Source organism: Sorangiineae bacterium MSr11367 (assembly GCA_037157805.1).
Classification (GTDB): Bacteria; Myxococcota_A; Polyangia; order Polyangiales; family Polyangiaceae; genus Pendulispora; species Pendulispora rubella.
On the sequence record CP089983.1, the window covers coordinates 683,472 to 700,137 of the forward strand.

Annotated in this window: 18 protein-coding genes; 12 read left to right on the forward strand and 6 right to left on the reverse strand. The window is 64.6% G+C overall.

All coding sequences use genetic code 11. From position 1 onward, the window contains the following. The first annotated feature begins 102 nt into the window (after positions 1-102). Entirely contained in the window at positions 103-1,155 is a 1,053-nt protein-coding gene (locus LVJ94_02975) for an alpha/beta hydrolase (GenBank protein ID WXB06208.1), read from the forward strand. Between the two features lie 172 nt (positions 1,156-1,327). Here LVJ94_02975 and LVJ94_02980 read toward each other — a convergent pair whose 3' ends face one another. Beyond that, a complete protein-coding gene (locus tag LVJ94_02980) occupies positions 1,328-1,702 on the reverse strand; it encodes a VOC family protein (GenBank protein ID WXB06209.1) in 375 nt (124 codons plus the stop codon). A 286-nt stretch (positions 1,703-1,988) separates the two neighbouring features. Here LVJ94_02980 and LVJ94_02985 point away from each other — a divergent pair, with 286 nt between their 5' ends. Next, positions 1,989-3,320 (forward strand): FAD-binding oxidoreductase, encoded by a 1,332-nt coding sequence (locus tag LVJ94_02985; protein ID WXB06210.1) that lies wholly within the window; start codon positions 1,989-1,991, stop codon positions 3,318-3,320. Between the two features lie 44 nt (positions 3,321-3,364). Here LVJ94_02985 and LVJ94_02990 read toward each other — a convergent pair whose 3' ends face one another. Further along, positions 3,365-4,360, reverse strand: a complete 996-nt coding sequence (locus LVJ94_02990; protein WXB06211.1) for a hypothetical protein — start codon at positions 4,358-4,360, stop codon at positions 3,365-3,367. Between the two features lie 79 nt (positions 4,361-4,439). On the opposite strand from LVJ94_02990, the gene LVJ94_02995 reads away from it, so the two are divergent. Then, a complete protein-coding gene (locus LVJ94_02995; protein WXB06212.1) occupies positions 4,440-4,871 on the forward strand; it encodes a hypothetical protein in 432 nt (143 codons plus the stop codon). Positions 4,872-5,115: 244 nt separating this feature from the next. Further along, positions 5,116-5,733: a hypothetical protein gene (locus LVJ94_03000; protein WXB06213.1), complete on the forward strand. Its 618-nt coding sequence runs from the start codon at positions 5,116-5,118 to the stop codon at positions 5,731-5,733. Here the strand turns inward: LVJ94_03000 and LVJ94_03005 are convergent. Further along, entirely contained in the window at positions 5,621-6,241 is a 621-nt protein-coding gene (locus LVJ94_03005) for a LysR substrate-binding domain-containing protein (GenBank protein WXB06214.1), read from the reverse strand. The genes LVJ94_03000 and LVJ94_03005 overlap by 113 nt on opposite strands. Positions 6,242-6,282: 41 nt before the next feature. On the opposite strand from LVJ94_03005, the gene LVJ94_03010 reads away from it, so the two are divergent. The 5 genes from LVJ94_03010 to LVJ94_03030 all read left to right on the forward strand — a co-directional run bounded on the left by LVJ94_03010 (position 6,283) and on the right by LVJ94_03030 (position 9,517). Further along, positions 6,283-6,531, forward strand: coding sequence for an isochorismatase family protein (locus LVJ94_03010; protein ID WXB06215.1), 249 nt, complete (start codon positions 6,283-6,285; stop codon positions 6,529-6,531). A 263-nt stretch (positions 6,532-6,794) separates the two neighbouring features. After that, positions 6,795-8,072, forward strand: a complete 1,278-nt coding sequence (locus tag LVJ94_03015) for a hypothetical protein (protein ID WXB06216.1) — start codon at positions 6,795-6,797, stop codon at positions 8,070-8,072. Continuing rightward, positions 8,069-8,857, forward strand: coding sequence for a lasso peptide biosynthesis protein (locus LVJ94_03020; GenBank protein WXB06217.1), 789 nt, complete (start codon positions 8,069-8,071; stop codon positions 8,855-8,857). Before LVJ94_03015 ends, LVJ94_03020 begins: the two co-directional genes overlap by 4 nt. A gap of 100 nt (positions 8,858-8,957) precedes the next feature. After that, the gene (locus LVJ94_03025) at positions 8,958-9,152 is read left to right on the forward strand and encodes a hypothetical protein (GenBank protein WXB06218.1); all 195 of its coding nucleotides are present in this window, start codon (positions 8,958-8,960) and stop codon (positions 9,150-9,152) included. After that, complete coding sequence (locus tag LVJ94_03030) at positions 9,149-9,517, forward strand: hypothetical protein (protein WXB06219.1); 369 nt, start codon at positions 9,149-9,151, stop codon at positions 9,515-9,517. Before LVJ94_03025 ends, LVJ94_03030 begins: the two co-directional genes overlap by 4 nt. Here the strand turns inward: LVJ94_03030 and LVJ94_03035 are convergent. Both LVJ94_03035 and LVJ94_03040 read right to left on the reverse strand, forming a co-directional pair. Further along, positions 9,497-11,935, reverse strand: coding sequence for a U32 family peptidase (locus LVJ94_03035; protein ID WXB06220.1), 2,439 nt, complete (start codon positions 11,933-11,935; stop codon positions 9,497-9,499). The two genes, LVJ94_03030 and LVJ94_03035, sit on opposite strands and share 21 nt — an antisense overlap. 147 nt (positions 11,936-12,082) lie before the next feature. Then, on the reverse strand, positions 12,083-12,343 hold the full coding sequence (locus LVJ94_03040) for a hypothetical protein (GenBank protein ID WXB06221.1): 261 nt from the start codon (positions 12,341-12,343) through the stop codon (positions 12,083-12,085). A 483-nt stretch (positions 12,344-12,826) separates the two neighbouring features. Between LVJ94_03040 and LVJ94_03045 the strand changes: the two genes are divergently transcribed. Next, entirely contained in the window at positions 12,827-13,258 is a 432-nt protein-coding gene (locus LVJ94_03045; protein ID WXB06222.1) for a gamma-glutamyltransferase family protein, read from the forward strand. A 228-nt stretch (positions 13,259-13,486) separates the two neighbouring features. Here the strand turns inward: LVJ94_03045 and LVJ94_03050 are convergent, their stop codons facing one another. After that, positions 13,487-14,155 (reverse strand): TetR/AcrR family transcriptional regulator, encoded by a 669-nt coding sequence (locus LVJ94_03050; GenBank protein WXB06223.1) that lies wholly within the window; start codon positions 14,153-14,155, stop codon positions 13,487-13,489. A 67-nt stretch (positions 14,156-14,222) separates the two neighbouring features. Between LVJ94_03050 and LVJ94_03055 the strand changes: the two genes are divergently transcribed. Both LVJ94_03055 and LVJ94_03060 read left to right on the forward strand, forming a co-directional pair. Then, positions 14,223-15,815 carry an AMP-binding protein gene (locus LVJ94_03055; protein ID WXB06224.1) on the forward strand — a complete coding sequence of 531 codons (1,593 nt, stop codon included), beginning with the start codon at positions 14,223-14,225 and terminating at the stop codon, positions 15,813-15,815. Then, positions 15,812-16,627 (forward strand): alpha/beta hydrolase, encoded by an 816-nt coding sequence (locus LVJ94_03060; protein WXB06225.1) that lies wholly within the window; start codon positions 15,812-15,814, stop codon positions 16,625-16,627. The genes LVJ94_03055 and LVJ94_03060 overlap by 4 nt, the downstream gene beginning before the upstream one ends. Positions 16,628-16,666: the final 39 nt, after the last annotated feature.

Sequence of the window (16,666 nt, forward strand, 5' to 3'; positions counted from 1 at the left end):
GACGGTCGCGTTTTACTGGAATTAACAAGTCAACGCCGGCGTCCCGCGCCAAAGTGGCCTCCAAGTCGAGCCCGCGCCGCCTCAAACCAACGAGAGAGACACATGTCCGAAAGAATCGATCTTGATCGCCGTCGTTTTTTTGGTGCCGCAGCCATGGCCTTTGCCGGCACCCAGCTGGGCATACTGGGCTGCTCGAAAGCGCAGGCCGACACCGTGAGGCCCGGCCGGCTGCCGCCGGTCAAACCGGGAACGAACACGTCATTCGGTGCGCTGAAGCAGATCGACGCCGGTGTGCTGAATATCGGATATGGAGAATCGGGCCCTCCCGATGGCCCGCCGGTCATTCTTCTGCACGGCTGGCCCTATGCCATCTACAGCTTCGTCGATGTGGCAGCCTTGCTGGCGGAGGCGGGGTATCGGGTGCTCGTTCCGAATTTGCGTGGCCATGGCACCACCCGGTTTCTGTCGAGCAGCACGGTCCGCAATGCCCAGCAGTCGGCCGTTGCCCGCGACATCATCGCCTTCATGGACGCGCTCGACATCCCGAAGGCGATCATCGGGGGCGTGGACTGGGGATCCCGGACGACCTGTATCATCGCGGCGCTATGGCCGGAGCGCTGCAAGGCGATGGTCAGTGTGAGCGGGTATTTGCTGACCAACGTCCCCGCCGCCAACGCGCCGGCGTCACCCGAGACCGAGTACCAATGGTGGTACGCGTCCTACTTCGCTACGGAACGCGGCCCGGTGGGTTACGAGAAAAACAAGCGCGAATTTGGACGGTTCATGTGGAAGCTCCATTCGCCAAAATGGAATTTCGACGAGGCCATCTTTCAACGCAGCATACCGACGTTGGACAACGAGGACAATACCGCCATCGTCATTCACAATTATCGCTGGCGGTACGGCCTGGCTCCGGGCGAGGCCCAATACGACGATTTGGAAAGGCAGCTCGCCGTCCGTCCCGTGATCAAGGTGCCCGCGATCACGCTGGAGGGAGACGCCAATGGTGCGCCACATCCAGAGCCCGCGTCTTACCGTGACCGATTCACGGGCAAGTACGAGCATCGGACCGTCGAGGGTGGCATCGGCCACAACCTACCATTGGAAGCGCCGCAGGCCTTCGCGCAGGCTGTCGTCGACGTCGACGGATTTTAGAGATTCGCGCATTTCGTGGATTTCCTCGCGCATCGGTTCGTCTCGACGGCGACGAGCGAGCCCGAGAAGCGCGACGGTTCATCGCAAAAAACGCGGCGCGCAGGTCGAACGCGTCGCACGAAAGCCGAGACGACAGTGAGAAGGTCGTCTCGGGCACGCAGCTACGGTGATATCAGGCCTGCATCGAGTGCAATCCGATCTGGTTGCCTTCGAGGTCGGTGATGACGGCGATGAAGCCATTCTCGCCGATGGGCGTGTGCGGCGCGAGCTCCTTGGCGCCGGCCGCCTTGGCACGTGCCAACGTCGCCTTCACGCCGTCGGGGGCGTCGAGGTAGATGAGGACTCCGGCGCCGGGGGTGAGACGCTCGGCGGAGACGAGCGCGCCGGTGACACCCTTCGCATCCTTCTCGACGGGGAAGATGGCATGCGGCTCGCCGCCAAATACCTCGCGTCGCAATTTCGTGTCGAACGTCTTCTCGTAGAAGGCGACGGCCTTGTCCAATTCGCGGGCCGGGATCTCGAACCAGTTGATGCTGTTGTTCTTCATGGGAAGACCCTGCCATCGGTTTTCGACAGCTTCCTGTCAGGTTTGGTGCGCCCCTCGAGAAGGCTCGAAACGGACGTGCCCGGCGAACTGGTGCGCGATGGCCAGGAACTCTTTGACCATGGATGGTCGGCGCGAGCTTTACTCCGATCGGTCGGGTTCACCATCGTCTCTGGCGGATACGTCTCTCTCATTTCGCACTCCAGAAGCGGGAGCCGCTGCCATGGTCGAGCCTTTCAATGCGCGAACGCAGGCATCAACGCATTTATCTGCGGCGCAACTCGCTGCAATGGACGACCCGCTTTCCGGATCGACATGCGTCGTCCACGTGCCCGGTTCGGAAGGATACGCACGGACCACCGGCCTCTGGAATGGTGCGATTGAGCGCCAGCCCGCCCTCGTCGTCGCGTGTTTCACGCCCCGCGATGTCCGCGCCGCTTTGCTGGCGGCGCGGGCTGCAGGGCTTCCGGTGTCGGTGCGCAATGGCGGCCGGGATTGGGTTGGACGCTCTTTGCGAGACGGGGGACTCGTTCTTGACCTGACGCCCATGCGGGAATGCACGGTGAACGCGGAAGCTCTCGAGGTGACCCTGGCTGCTGGCGTGACGGGGGCCGATTTGAACGCCGCCGTCGGGCGGCATGGTTTGATCGCCATGATCGGCAACGAAGGCACGATCAGCATGACCGGCCTTCTCTCGGGAGGTGGCTATGGGCCATTGACGACGCGCTTCGGGCTCGCGTTGGACAGCTTGCTCGCCGCCGAGGTCGTACTGGCCGATGGACGCATTGCCTCGTGCGACGCCACCCACAACCGCGATCTGTTCTGGGCTATCCGAGGTGGAGGGGGGAACTTCGGCGTCATCACGTCGATGCGTCTCCGATTGCATAAGGTCGGACGGGTGTTGTCGGGGATTATCGTATTCCCGTGGGCCGAGGCGTCCGCCGTGTTGGCGCGCTTTTCCAGCATGATGCAGGCGGCGCCGGACGAACTCGCGGGGGCCACCATTCTTTCGCTTGGACCGAGCGGCGATCCGGTCGTCATGATCAGTCCTACGTGGAGCGGCGAGCTGGAACGTGGCCGGCAGATTGTCCGCGAAATGGAAAGCTTCGGCACGCCGATGGTCAGCAAAGTCGAGCCGATGGCCGCATCGGATCTACTTTCGATCACCAACGGTAAGCTGGTGTCGGGACGCGGTTACTCACTTGCCACGCGGTGGCTCGCGGACCTGTCGCCGGACGTCGTTTCCGCACTGGTTTCGGCCTACGATGACCGCACTTCCCCCGTTTCATCCATCATCCTGCACCATTTCCACGGTGCTGGGACGAGAGTGCCGCCGGAAGACACGGCATTCGGCATGCGCCGGCCGCACTTCTCCGCCTTGATTTACGGCGTTTGGGAACCCGCGCACCTCGACGGAACGAAGCATCGTCGCTGGGCACACGATCTTTCGTTGAAGCTGTCGAATTGGGCGCTGCCGGGCGGTTACGCCAACCTACTTCATCACGATGCGCGGGAGCAGGTCGCGTCCGCATTTGGTCCCAATGGGCGAAGACTGCTCGAGTTGAAAGCCAGGTTCGACCCCGACGATGTCTTTTCCGCGATACCTCTACCAGGTAGATGAAACGTGCCGCCGTACTAGCCTTTCTGTGAAACTGCATCCCGATGTCAATGGAAGCGAGAGCGGCCAATCTCGGCGACCAGGGTGTCAGGGCTTTCCAAGATCCAACGGATGGGATTCGGCAGGAGCAACGCGGTGTTCTTCGCCGTACAGCTGGCGTCATATTCGAATGTTTGGGGGGCGGTGCTCGAGTGCTCGATGCGTTGGATGCGGCCCTCCGCGTCATATTGATAGCGAGTCCATAAATCCCGATCCGTGTATCGAATGATCCGGCCCGCACCGTCGTATTCGAGGCGTTGCCAAGGCATTGGGCCGCCATTCCCGACGAGATCCTTGCTCGTCAATCGACCGGCAGCATCGAACGTGTAGGCGTAACGAGCCGTCCCCAGGTTTTCTCCGGTCATCTCCTCCTTGGCGAGCCGCCCATGCTCGTACGAGAGCTTCCTGGACGACACCACGCGACCCTTCACCTCATGCCGTTCTTCGACGAGGTGTGCGCCATCATACAGGAAGCGCGCGCTGACACCATCATAGGCGCCGCCGGTTCTTTCGATGAGAATCAAACGGCCTGCATCGTCGTAGTGGCGGTTTTCGCTTCTCGTGGACGAGGGGGCGACGCCTGGCGCGTCGTCGTGCGACGTTATCGTAGCCTGCGTTTTTCGGCCTTGCTCGTCGTAGGCGTAGACGATGATCTCCTCGGATGTCGAGGCCGCGCGATCCAACGGGCTCGGATGCGGACGCCGTACCTCGTCCTCCTCTTGACGCGATTTTTGGCGGACGAGGCGTCCTTTGTCGTCGTAAGAAAAGTCTTCGCGGCCGCGGCGCCCAGATCCTTCGTAGACGTTCACGAGAATGCGGCCATCGGCTGCGAAGTGATGCTCGTCGATAAGGCCTTCGGTGGCGAACGTCTCGCGCACGCGGCACGTATCGGCGAGCCCGTGCACCGGCGCTGTCGTCGCAGGAGCCGTGGGAGCCCCCGCTCGCGCACACGCTACTCCCGCCATGAAAGCGGACAAGGGCGCCAGGATGATCCATCGCGTCATGGTCCTTTGGACGCAAGCATCCCTCGAATATTCGAACGCCTCCAATCAAGCACGGCGGGTCTAGACCGCTCCAAGTTCCTTGCGACTCATCGTCGCCGTGGTGACCCCGAGCCGCTTCGCAGCCGAGGAAAAGCTCTTTGCCTCGGCGACGGCAACGAAAGCCGAAAGGAGCGTCAGATCGAGCATCGGATCCATTGTTACATTATCGCAAAAGTTCGATGGCGACGATTACATTCAGCACAATCCGAGTATCGGGGACGGCCTTTCAGGCCTGGGCAAAGCGCTCGAAGCCATGGCCAAGGCTGGCGTCACGATGAAATACGACCGCATCCACCACGTGCTGGGCGAGGGCAATTTCGTGCTCACGGTCAGCGAAGGTACATTCGCCGGCGAGCCGACCGCGTTCTACGATCTTTTCCGTGTCGACCGCGGCAAGCTCGCGGAGCACTGGGACACCATCGAGGCGATTCCCATCCGGGCTCGATGGAAGAATGCCAACGGCAAATTCTGACGGAGCATCGAACTTGCCATCCTTGGATTGTGGCCGAGCCGGTCCGATGCACCCTCCCGACCGGAGCGACCGATGGATCGCGCGATCCAAAAGCATGGGATCCATTGCGTTCCAAGAAATGGAGTTTGCGAGAGCTCGATATTAAAATTGCGCGACCGAAATGCGTATTCGCCGCCGGGATGGCGCGAGGCACATCGCTTGCTGAAACGCTCGTCATCATCGAACGGCTCCCCTGGAGGTCGAAATGACAGCTCGCAAAGTCGGCTACGTGCTTTCGTCGCTCATTGTCGGTATCACTCTCTTCGCGTGCTCGGGCTCGAGCGATGAGCCCGCGGTGGACGAAGGCAAGAACGAGACACCGGGCCGAGAGGGTTTCGCCGGCACGAAGAATTTGTGCGTCAAACAGGCCGCGAACACGTTCCACTGCATCGACGATACGCGCTTCGAGCTGTGCACGGGCGGTGACGATTTCGTCATTAATTCGTGCCCGAAAGGTCTCTGTGCGACACGTCACCCGGCGAGCAAGAATCCATGTGTCGGCGCGGATCGTGCGAGGGAGATCGACGGCGTGCCGCCCACGCCGCCGAACCAGATCGACGATAGCCCGCCGGGAAATGCGGGCAGCCCGAACGACAATCCGCCGCCGACCAACAATGGCGGTCAATGTGTCGGTGGCCCCAAGTTCGACCCCGCGGGTGCGAAGAACGTGGGCAATGGCCGCGGCGCACAGTTCATTGGTGGCCAATGCCTCAACGCTGCGGATTGCGCTTCGGGCTGCTGCGCGTTGCCGTGCGGCATTTGCTCCGGTCCTGGAGCGCAATTCCAAGCTGGAAAGCAGGGCTGCGGCTTCGTGGCCCGCTGACGCTCTCCAGAAGCGCGCGCACCGACGGAAGCAGTCCCTGCCTGTACGGAATGAGTGCGGTGAGCGTGGCCTCGCCGGCGAGCCAGTCCGGTAGCACGCGCTGAAGCACGCCGGAGCGAACCGCGGCCCGGCAGACGTAGGCCGGCAAGGCGACCAGGCCGAGGCCTTTGATGGCGGCCTGCTGAAGTCCAACCATGTCGTCGCTGAGCAGCCTTGGCGTCAACGGCACGACGACCTCGTCGCGCTTCCGCCGTGCATGGCGAAGGCGCCAGACCGGCTCGACGCTGCTCCTCGTCATGAACAAGGACGGGTGATTCCGAAGATCCTGCGAGGTCTTCGGCGTGCCGTTGGCCTTGAGATGCCCTGCACCCGCGAAAAGGAACCAAGGCGCCGGTGCGAGGGTACGCTGGACCAGATTGGACTCCGGCAGCCGGTCGAAATGTGCCCGAACCGCGAGGTCATAATTCTCGCCGACGATGTCGATCGCTCGGTCCGAGGCGTGCGCCACGACATTCACTTTCGCTCGAGGTCTGCGCAGGTTTCCCGGCGATGACGGCGGTGGCGCGCGGCTACGACGCTTATGTCGCCGTCGATGCCTCGGGCACGTTCAGCAAGACCAAGCACGATGTCAACCTGCTGCGTCTGAGCCAAGCTGGCGTCATCCTTTCCGACTATGCGACCCTGATGGTCGAGATCCTCAAGGACAATGGCAGGCCGGAAGCGGGGCGCGTCTACGACGCTCTGGACATGCCTTGGGCCAAGCTGGTCGGCCAGATCGTGGCTTCGTATTCGAAATAGGCTCCCAGCCCTTCGGCCGCAACGCACGCCGGGCGGTTAGGACACGCATGCAGCTTCGTGAGGAAAACAGAACTACAACGCAGGCGTTGCAAGAGAAGCGCCGCAATCACATTTCATTTTCCCTCGTGAAATCCGCGGCGAGCCAGGTCTGGGACCTTCCCGCGGCGTCGCGACTTTGTTTTTCCTTGGCGGTCACCCCGTCCCGCGAGCGGCCCCTGGGGAATGTTGCCCAAGGCGCAATGGCATGTTATCCGAGCGACGCAATGCGCACCGACTTTTCATTGGGTGTTCTTTCATTGTCCTTCTTCGTCGCCGCGTGCGGTGGCGCCAACTCTGCCAACTCCGGAGGCACGAGTGCCCCGGTCGCCGCGAAGCCCGCGGCGAGCGCGCCGGCCGCTGCTGCCAACAGCTCCGGCGAGGTGAGCCTCGAGAGCCTTCTCGCGCGAGAATCGACCGGCCTCAAAGCGGTGAGCGCGAAATCGGGCGACGGCAGCCTCGTGCTGGCCGCCGAGAGCTCGGCGCAGCCGACCTTCGAGGCAAAGAACAACGTGCCGCAGGTCATGATCCCCATCGGGACGGAGCAGCCGGTCATCTGCCTGCTCCGAGGTGACTCGCCGTCGACGGGGAGCCTCCTGCGCTCGGTGGTCAGCGACGTGCAAAAAGACGAGCCGAAGAACCAGATAACGATGCTCGAAGCCGCGATGCTCGGCAACGTGCCGTACTATCTGGCCGAGCTGCAGTACCTCGACGAGAAGACCGGCAAACCGCTCCTCGGCGCGCTCAAAATCGCCGTCTTCGATCGGGCGGGGGACACTCTGCTCTGCATGCACGACGAGCTGGGCTACCGCGCCACCTTCAAGAGGGTGGTCGAGTCGGTTGCCAAGAGCTTCCAGAAGAAGGACGCGGAGGAGCCGAAGGCGCCGAACGAGCTCGAGATCGCGCTGGCCAAGGTGCAGAAGCAGCCCATTGGGTACACGACCGAGCGCCATTTCATCACGCCCGAAGGGACGCACGTCGAGCTCGAGTCGTCGACGCTGCTCCTGCGCCGCTCCCCGACGGAGCTCATGAGCGTCGAGTCGGTCCGTGTGACGGAGTCGAGCAAGGACGGGATCGCGACGAAGATCCGCACCATCTCCGAGGAGGGGGGCGAGCAAGCCGAGTCGATCACCGTCGAGCGTAAGGCAGGCGGGAAGTACCACGTCGAGGGGACCAAAAGCGGCAAGGCGGTGAAGGGGGACTTCACCAGCAAGACCCCGATCTGGGCCTCCTGGCGCCAGCGTGCCGAGGTGCGCGACAAGATGCTGCGCGGCCGCAAGGTCCGCGAGCTGAGCATGAGCGGCTATTCGTCGAGCAGCAATCCGATCGGGATGACGCCGACGACGTACAAGGCGACGAGCGATGCGAACGCGTTCGAAATCACGAACGGCGGGGTGCAGGTGCGCGCCACACTCGACGCCGACGCGCGCACGACGCAGGTGGGGCTCAAGATGGGGGCGATCGAGCTCTCGTTCGAGCGAGCCATCTTCGAGTCGCACAAGTGAACGGCGCGATCACCCGGAGGGCGTGGCTCGGGCTCGCGGTGGGCGGGGGGCTGCTCGCCGGATCCCGCGCGCGGGCCGACGAGGACGCGCTGCCGCTCCTCGATGCCGTGCCCCTCACGATCGAGGGGGACGTCGCGCTCGAGGGGCCGGTGCACCTCACGCTCAAACGCGATGACAGCGCGGCGCTGGCCGCGGCGCTGCGCGCGAGCCATGGAAAGGTGGACGCGACGGCCGATGGGGTCCGGGTGCGCCTCGCGCAATACCGGCCGGTGACCGCGGATCGGCCGCAGGGTTTCACCCGGCCTTCTTTCTTGCTCGACTATGACGAGCCGGCCTTCGCGCCGGTGGGGACCCTTGCGAAGGCGTACCTCGAGAAGAATGCGGGCGAGCCAAAGGCGGTGGCGCTCACGGCGTTCGTCGCCGAGTTCATCACCAAGAAGAACCGGATGCGAGGCTTCGATGTCGCGTCGGTCGTGGCCAAACGGGCCGAGGGAGACTGCACCGAGCACGCGGTGCTCCTTGCGGCCTTGCTGCGCGCCAACGGGATCGCGGCGCGCGTCATCTGCGGCCTCGTGCTGCTGAAGATGGCGAAGCCGCTCGCCTTCGGGCACGCGTGGGCCGAGGCTTGGGTCGACGGTGGCTGGAAGCCGTTCGACGCGGCCATCACGGCGAAGCACCGGCTCGGGCTGTTCGCCATCACCAACGAGGGAGCGGGGTTTTCCGCGGCGTTGGTGGCGAAGTACCAGGCGCTGCAGCCGACGCGCCTGGTGCTCGCGGCGGGGTAGTCGGCCGTGTCAGCCGTGCGAGGAGAGGTCTACTTACTTTGTGAGACGGAACACCTCGCCCCGTTGGGTCGACCAGTAGACGTAGGATTCGTCGACCGCCATGTTGAAGACGCTCTCCTTCTCCAAGCAAGAATGTGGAAAGCGTGCGACGCCCGGACCCTGGCGTTCATTCACCTCCGTCGCGCACCATCGCATCTTTGGCGTGCTTGGCAGCCTGGCGAGTGCTGGAGACTTCTCGGCTATCATCGAGTGGCACATGGAATCGGTGTTGGCTTGCTCCGAGGAGTTCACGTGAAGGTACGGCTCGCGCTTCGCGCAATTGCGCCACTTTTCGTGTGTGCAGCGCTTTTTCATGTCTACCGTGTCGTGGCACCCGTGCCGGACGAGCCCACGTGGCGCCACGCGCTCTTCGTTTGCGTGAATCTGCTGATTGCCGCCGGCCTTTGGTACAAGCCCCATTGGCTCGTCGTGCCGTTTGGACTTCTCACGGGCCAGCAGCTCGTGAGCCATGGTAGCTCGCTCTACGCTGCATGGCATATGCAGCACACCATCGATTGGCCCTCGATCGGCGTGCTGCTTTTGATGCCGGTGGTGTTCGTCCTCTTGCTCTTGGAGGTGCGTCGCCGGCGATACGCCCTGTCATCCGAGAACGCGCAGTGAACCTTTGACGACGCCGTAACCGCTGTCGGTGCGGAGTGTCTTCCAGATGCGCGACGAACTCGACGGATCCTCGATGGCCTCGCGGTACGAGGTCACGAGGTGGCGAACGTCTGCCGCGGTCTCGCGTACGAGTTCGATGCGGAATCGGCGCACGCCCGCTCGCACGAGCTCCGGGAGGAGCTGAACGGCGCTTTGCGGGCGGGCGTGGAAAACGGTGTTTCGGCAGCCGACGTCGGCTTCGACCGGATGATCCATCCCGGCGCGATCGCGCAGCGAGACGCGGTGCTTCTCGCACGGCCGACCGCACGTCTTGTAGTCGCGGCCTTCCGAGAGCAGCGCCGCGATCACGCAATGCTCCATGTGGAAGAGCGCCATGGGATGGTGCAGCACCGTCTCCATCCATGGACCGAAGCCCGTGCGCGCCAGAACGAGCAACTGTGCGGCATCGAGATCGAACGACGGCGTGAACGCATCGAGTCCACGACCGAGCACTTCCGCGGCGGTGATACGGTTCGTCACGTTGAGCGAGAAGTCGCCGATGTTCGATCGTGCCGGATCGAGCTCACGCAACGCACCGAGCCCGCGAACGAGGACCGCGTCCGGCGACAGAGACGCCAGATAGCGATCGATCTTCTCCTCGCCCGGCTTTCGAATGCGCGGCGGCGCTACACCAACGAAGGCCCCCGGGCGCGCCCGCAGCGCTCGCACCGCCTCACCAGTGCCGGTGAGCTCGAGAAAGTCGAGATAGACGCCCGCCGCGCCGGCATCCAAGGCGCTCGCGGCTTGTTCCAGGGTGCGACAGAGCACGTAGAGTCCGCCCTGAGGCGGTGCGCGGTCGGGCGGCACCGCCGCTCGGATCAAATCCTCGGCGCGCGCGTCCGTGAGCACGACGGGCACCCGCTCGGTGAGCGCTGCCACGAGTGCCCTGCGCGCGCGGTTTACCGACGACAGTGGAACGATCACGTGCGGCGGCAACGCCATCTCCAACGTATCGAGCTCGAACGGCGTATCGCCGAGGCGCCCGAGCTTGTCGCGCAACGTCGCCTCATCGACGGGAGCGGAACGCGCCGCTTCAATCGAGCCATCGCCAACGACGCGCGCTCGACGCTCTCCGATCGATCCCTCGAGCACGAACGGCTCGCCGATCGACCCCGAGATCTTCATCCGCAGGGGCGTCTTCTTGTTCGCGGCATCCCGCGCCCGAATGCGCTTTTCGACGCCGGGCGCACTCGTCTTGAACACCCGTCCGCCGGCGAGGTCGGCAGGGACCTGGGCATCCGGCCCAAGCCACACGCGCACGACAGCTCCATTCGGCTGGGCACCACCGCCGATCACGTCCCAGACGCGCCCGCCGAACTCACCGGCACTCGCGAAGCCGCCTTCGACGAGCAGACCGTCGCCGCGCGCGATCTCCGCGTTCGCGCGGATGCAAAGCCACGCGCGCCCGCGTGCGCGTTCGACCCGTTCGAGGTGGCCGACGAGGAGGCCGCGATGATCGCACGAGCGACCTTCGACGAGGCGCTGGTGATCGACACCGCGAAAGAAGCCGACGCCCGAGCCACGCGTGAACGTTTGCAGCGCGTCGTTGCGCTCTTCGTCCGTCGGTCCGGCGCTCGCCCCGACCGCCGCATCGCGCGCTGCGCGATAGAGCTGCGTGGTCGCTGCGACGTATTCGGGGCCCTTCAGGCGTCCTTCGATCTTCAGCGAAGAGACCCCGAGCCGCGCCAGATCTCCGACGATGCTCGATGCCTCGAGGTCCTCCGGCGACAGCAGATACGCGCGGTCCCCCAGATCGACGCGCTGATCATCCACGACGAGCTCGTAGGGAAGCCTGCACGCCTGCGCGCACGCACCGCGATTGGCGCTTCGTCCGCCGATGGCCTCGCTCGTGAGGCATTGCCCCGAGTAGGAGATGCACAAGGCCCCATGAACGAAGACCTCGACCTCGACATCGGTGCCGGCCCGAATCTTCGCGATGTCGTCGAGCGAAAGCTCGCGCGCGAGGATGACGCGCGTGGCGCCGAGCTCCTTCGCCAACTCGACCGAGGCCGCATCCGTACACGTCATCTGCGTCGACGCATGCACGGCGAGCGCCGGCGCGATGGCCCGCGCGAGCTTCGCCACGCCGAGATCCTGCACGATCACGGCATCGACACCCGCCGCCGCGCACGTCCGAATCGCATGCTCGACGCCGGCCACCTCGTCGTCGAAGACGAGCGTGTTCAGCGTCACGTACCCCTTCACCCCGTGGTCGTGCAGATACTGAATCGTCTGCGCGAGCTCTTCTTCGTCGAAATTCGTCGCCCGCGCCCGCGCGTTGTACCCACGCAGCCCGAAGTACACCGCGTCGGCCCCTGCCCGAACGGCAGCCTCAAGTGACGCTCGATCTCCAGCCGGCGCGAGAACTTCGGGAAACATGGCCCGCTTCTTACCGCACTCCGCTTGGCCGCGCCCCTCTTGACCTCGAATATCCCGGAAAAGGCGAAAAATTTCGTCCAGCTATGCTCGGGCTCGCCATATGGTTCGGATACGCCGCGGCTCATGGCGGCGGCGTATCCGACAGGATCATGGGCAGGTGCAGGATCCGTTGCACGCGTAATCGCGGTAGCACGTGCCCCCGCACGCGCCTTCGCACGCCAGCCTCGAGGTATAGAAGCCTTCGCCGCAGGTCCACTTGAGCGGGCAGATGGCCTGTGGGGATACTCCTTCCTGGACGGGAACGGCGGCCGTTTCCGATGTTTCGGGCTCGCCATCGGGTGAGGCCGAGCAACCGACGACGAGGGCAAAGAACATCGAGACGATGGCAATCGACGAAATGAATCGCATGGAACGGCTCCTGGGTGCGGTGTGGATGCAAAACCGAGATCAGACGGAGCCGTTCACAATCGCACTATCCAAATGAGGTAGTGCCAATAAATGACGAATGTCATCCTTTCTTGCGACAATCGGAAAACTCAAATCACACCGGGCGGATTTAATGAATGGCGTCCCAATGAAATGTCATCCATTCGGGTGACTTGGCGGGTGATTTGGAAAATGTCGCGCCGGTTGTTGCACCTACTTCACCGCGCCCGGGCGATGGGGAGACGGCTCCGACGTTGAGCGGCTATGCGGATTTTCGACGCATTGGCGCAGCTTCCGGCCATGCCTCAATATGAGCGCGACGACGGCTCGGTATCGGGCTCTCGCGGTCATTCGATAGGGCACGCAAGTCTATATCCCTCGGCGCGATCGCGAGGGCTCGCAGGAGAACTCCGATGAAACTTCGATGCGTTCGGTTCCGGCCTGACCGTACCGGGGTATGGTTTCGTGCTGCACAATCGAGGAGGCTTGTTTACCTTGCTGCCCCACCGCCCGAATACCATTGCCCCGAAGAAGCAGCCGCTCAATACGCTTTCGGCGGGTTTCGTGATGCAGGCCCAAGGGCACGCCCAAACCATGGTCAATATCTTCGATCTCGGTGCGAACTTGCAAGCAGCGACGGATATGGCACGTTTCCGCCATCGTCAGGTTCCCAATCGGCTGGAACTCGAATCGAGCCTTTTCAACCTCGTCGGAAGCGATCTGGGGGCAATGGGGCATTCCGTCGTTTCCGCCGACGGCGCATCGATGGGCGGCTTTCAGTCCATTCTATTCATCCCTTCGAGCGCATCGCCGGCGGGGGCAAGGATGCCCCGCGTGCGCGGCTTTTACCGGGCAGGGTCGGATCACCGGAAGGACGGGCAAGCGGTTGGCTGGTGAACGGCAAGCCTGCCGTTGAATCAGGTTCGTTCCGCGGCGCGGACTTTGGCGAGATAACCAAGCCCCGATGCGAAGGCGAAACCCGCGCTCACCAGCGCGATCAGACCGAGCTTCGGTTCCGCAACAATCAGCAGCAACGCGAGCGGGCCGAAGACGGTTCCCCTCGGACTCCATCTACGCCCCCACGCGCAAATCCTTCCCGTCGCGGGTATGATGGCGTCGATAGCGCTAGCGCGATGACTTTTTTCGACGCGCCCGATGGGGGGCCGGGGCGGCGCTTTCGGGTGCTCGCAACATGCGGCGTACGAGCTCCATCAGCGGCGTATGCAGGGCGGCCAATTCGTTGGCGTTGCCGGTGCCCAGCCGGCTCGTGACCAGTGAGCTGATCGCCGCGATCAGGGCTTCGCACGCGAACCGACTCTGCTTGGACCGTGCTCCGAACAGGTTCGCCGTCAAGTCGACGAACCGGTGCTGCAACTCGACGCGCCGGGCGATGGCTTGGGGCCCCGCGGCGTAGATCTCGATGAGGAAGGTCCGTGCCAGGGTGGGCTCGCTGGCCAGCGTTTGCAAATAGGCCTCGAGTGCTTCGCCAAAGCGCTCGACCGGTTCTCCGGCGGCGTTGCGGGCGGCATCGCTCATGGCGTTCAGCGTGAGCTCCGCAGCGCTCTCGTAGGCGGCCATGAAGCACGCTTCCTTGTCGGCGAATTGCTCGTAAAAGGTCTCACGCGACACCCGCGCGCCACGAAGAACATCGGCCACGGATGTCCTCACGTATCCCTTCTCGGCCACGGCAGCCGCCATGGCGGCGAGCATCCGGTCGCGCTGCGACGTGATCACGTCGTTCCTACTGAGTCGGTGCCTGCCCCGCGGCAACGGGGCGACGTCGTCGAGGTTCATGACGGGAGCGTAGCATTTGCGAACATTAATGTTCTCTGTGAACACCGATGTTCGCTAATGTGTCGGTATGCTCGATTGCGTGCGGATGGATGCGCATCGTCCCGCCTTGATCTGCCCCTCGGCTCGCCCCGGGCGGCGCGCGCGCGAGCTGTCCTTCGGCCAGCTCCACGACGACAGCGATGGCCTCGCTCGTGGCCTCGTCGCGCGCGGCATCGGGCCGGGCACCCGCACGGTGCTGCTCGTTCCGCCGGGGCCCGAGTTTCTCCTCATCACGTACGCGCTGCTCAAGGCGGGGGCGGTGCCGATCCTCGTGGATCCGGGGCTTCGCCGTGACCGCCTCCGGGCCTGCTTCGAGCGGGCGGCGCCGGAGGCCTTCATCGGCAGCCCGCGCGCCCATATGGCCCGACTCGCGCTCGGTTGGGCGCGGCGCACGGTTCGCAAGACCGTGCTCGTGGGCGGTCCGCGACCGCTTGCCGGCCTCCGTCGCGCGGCGCGGACGGTCACATCGCTCCCCGAGATCGATCCGAGCGCACCCGCCATGGTGGCCTTCACCAGTGGGAGCACGGGCGTTCCCAAAGGCGTCGTCGTCCGGCGCGATCAGTTGGCGGGCCAGCTGGAGGCGGTGGGGCGAATCTTCGACTGGCGCCCCGGCGACGTCGACCTGTCGACGATGCCGCTGTTCGCGATCTTCGGCACCGCGCTCGGTGTCACCTCGGTGCTTCCCCCGATGGATTTCACGCGCCCGGCCAAGGCCGATCCGGCGATGCTCGCGAGGCTCGCGCGCGAGTACCACGTGTCGACTCTGTTCGGCTCGCCGGCGCTGCTCGAGCCACTCAGCCGCTTCGCCACGGCACGTGGGCTCCGTCTCGAGTCGCTGCGGCGCGTGGTGTCGGCGGGTGCTCCGGTCCCCGCCGAGACACTGCGTCGATGCCGCGCGATGCTCTCCGAGGACGCCGAGGTGTGCACGCCCTACGGAGCCACGGAAGCACTCCCGGCGACCGTCATCGAGAGCCGCGAGATCCTTCGGGAGACCGCGGCCGCGACGAATCGGGGCGCCGGCGTTTGCGTTGGACGTCCGGTGCCCGGCGCAGAGGTGGAGATCATCGCGCTGAGCGATGGGCCCATCGCGTCGTGGGACCAGATCCGGCGCGTCCCGCAGGGCGAGGTTGGCGAGATCGCCATTCGCGCACCATGGGTCTCGGCCTCGTACTTGAACGACCAGGAGAACACCGCGAGGGCCAAGATCGGCCTCGCGAACGGAACATTTTTCCATCGGATCGGCGATGCCGGCTACCGCGACGAGGCCGGGCGGGTCTGGTTCTGCGGGCGCGTCACGCAGCGCGTGATCACCGAGACCGGAACACTGTTCAGCGTTCCGTGCGAGGCAGTGTTCAACACCCACCCGACGGTTGCACGAAGCGCGCTCGTGGGGCCCCGCGTCGCAGGTCGGATTCGTCCCACCGTCTGCGTCGAGCTGGAACCGGGCCGCCACGATCGCGCGGCCGTGCGCGCCGAGCTTCTCGAGCTGGCCGCTGCGCACGAGCACACCCGCGGCATCCGCGACGTCCTGTTCCATCCCGGATTTCCCGTCGACATCCGGCACAACGCCAAGATCGAGCGCGAGACGCTCGCCCTCTGGGCAGAAAGGCGCTTGTCATGAACCGCATCGACTTCGAGGGGCACCCCGTCCATTACGTTCGCGCGGGGCGCGGCGAGCCGATGGTCTTTCTGCACAACGGCGGGAGCTCGCACCGGATCTGGACGTCCCAAATCGAGCATTTCTCGAAGACGCATGACGTGCTCGCGCTCGACATGCTCGGTTTCGGAAGTTCCGCCAAACCGCGCACGGAGTACAGCGTGCCGCTGTACGTGGCGGTACTGCGCCAGTTCGTGCACGAGCTCGATCTGGAGCGCGTCACCCTGGTCGGCAACTGCATGGGCAGCGCCACGGCGGTCCATTACGCGATGCGCGAGCCGGAGCGCGTCCGGGGAGTCGTCGCGATCAACATCCTGACCCGCGCGACGGTTCTCGCCGGCTACAGCGGTCCGCTGGTTCGCCTCGCCCTGCTCTCGGGCCGTGCGGCACGCGCCATGGGCACGTTGCCCGCGACCCCGGTGATGGCCAAGGCGATTGTGGCCGCGCAGCTCGCAGACCGGATCCCCTCGGAGATCCTGGAACACCTGCGGGAACGCTACCGCGATCCGGACCAGCTCCGCGTGCTGATGAGCATTGCCGCCAACATGAACGACTTCGCCGCCCTCGACGCGCTCTCGGGCCTGCCCTCCGGGCTACGCGTCTTGGTCCTCTGGGGCGAGAACAACCGCATCTTGCCGGCGAAGGCGGGACGCAAGCTATGCGCATCGCTGAATCCGACGCGCGCGCTCACCGTCGCAGGGGGCCATCTGCCGATGCTCGAGCATCCCGAGGCCGTCAACGCGGCCATCGCGTCGTTTCTTTCCATGCCCACGTAACCCATCGCGCCGAGGTGTGTCGTCATGCCCATGAATCGA

Coding starts and splice junctions, on each gene's coding strand:
- LVJ94_03025 (WXB06218.1), top strand. CDS start 8,958: ATGTTGAAGACGCTCTCCTTCTCCAAGCAAGAATGTGGAAAGCGTGCG.
- LVJ94_02975 (WXB06208.1), top strand. CDS start 103: ATGTCCGAAAGAATCGATCTTGATCGCCGTCGTTTTTTTGGTGCCGCA.
- LVJ94_03060 (WXB06225.1), top strand. CDS start 15,812: ATGAACCGCATCGACTTCGAGGGGCACCCCGTCCATTACGTTCGCGCG.
- LVJ94_02990 (WXB06211.1), bottom strand. CDS start 4,360: ATGACGCGATGGATCATCCTGGCGCCCTTGTCCGCTTTCATGGCGGGA.
- LVJ94_03015 (WXB06216.1), top strand. CDS start 6,795: ATGCGCACCGACTTTTCATTGGGTGTTCTTTCATTGTCCTTCTTCGTC.
- LVJ94_02980 (WXB06209.1), bottom strand. CDS start 1,702: ATGAAGAACAACAGCATCAACTGGTTCGAGATCCCGGCCCGCGAATTG.
- LVJ94_02985 (WXB06210.1), top strand. CDS start 1,989: ATGGACGACCCGCTTTCCGGATCGACATGCGTCGTCCACGTGCCCGGT.
- LVJ94_03050 (WXB06223.1), bottom strand. CDS start 14,155: ATGAACCTCGACGACGTCGCCCCGTTGCCGCGGGGCAGGCACCGACTC.
- LVJ94_03035 (WXB06220.1), bottom strand. CDS start 11,935: ATGTTTCCCGAAGTTCTCGCGCCGGCTGGAGATCGAGCGTCACTTGAG.
- LVJ94_03055 (WXB06224.1), top strand. CDS start 14,223: ATGCTCGATTGCGTGCGGATGGATGCGCATCGTCCCGCCTTGATCTGC.
- LVJ94_03000 (WXB06213.1), top strand. CDS start 5,116: ATGACAGCTCGCAAAGTCGGCTACGTGCTTTCGTCGCTCATTGTCGGT.
- LVJ94_03010 (WXB06215.1), top strand. CDS start 6,283: ATGACGGCGGTGGCGCGCGGCTACGACGCTTATGTCGCCGTCGATGCC.
- LVJ94_03040 (WXB06221.1), bottom strand. CDS start 12,343: ATGCGATTCATTTCGTCGATTGCCATCGTCTCGATGTTCTTTGCCCTC.